Origin of the sequence: Vibrio sp. 10N.222.49.C9 (assembly GCF_041474985.1) — a bacterium.
Lineage (GTDB): Bacteria > Pseudomonadota > Gammaproteobacteria > Enterobacterales > Vibrionaceae > Vibrio > Vibrio crassostreae_C.
The window spans coordinates 1-346 of the sequence record NZ_JBFRVD010000768.1 but is presented as its reverse complement, the minus strand read 5'-3'; the positions used below and the strand labels follow the sequence as shown (position 1 = coordinate 346).

Sequence of the window (346 nt, the reverse complement as noted above, 5' to 3'; positions counted from 1 at the left end):
GTTATCGACTACGATTGGTATTATTCCATAGATAGATTGTGAAATGGCGCAGAATCAGCGAAAATAGCGCCAATTTTCGCCAGTGTACCAACTAAAGAATTCGAACATGACAAATAGTCCATTTCAGCAAGAAGTGAGCAAGCGCCGTACGTTTGCGATTATCTCTCACCCGGATGCGGGTAAGACAACCATTACCGAAAAAGTTCTATTATTCGGAAACGCGATCCAAAAAGCAGGTACGGTAAAAGGTCGTGGCTCGAACCAACACGCAAAATCTGACTGGATGGAGATGGAGAAGGAGCGTGGCATCTCGGTAACCACCTCTGTAATGCAGTTTCCATACAAC

1 protein-coding gene is annotated in these 346 nt (G+C 44.8%); it reads left to right on the top strand.

What is annotated here, in order from left to right; all coding sequences use genetic code 11:
• Positions 1 to 106 precede the first annotated feature (106 nt).
• The coding region (locus AB4585_RS25505) for a GTP-binding protein (protein ID WP_372171575.1) at positions 107 to 346 on the top strand (240 nt) is incomplete at its 3' end.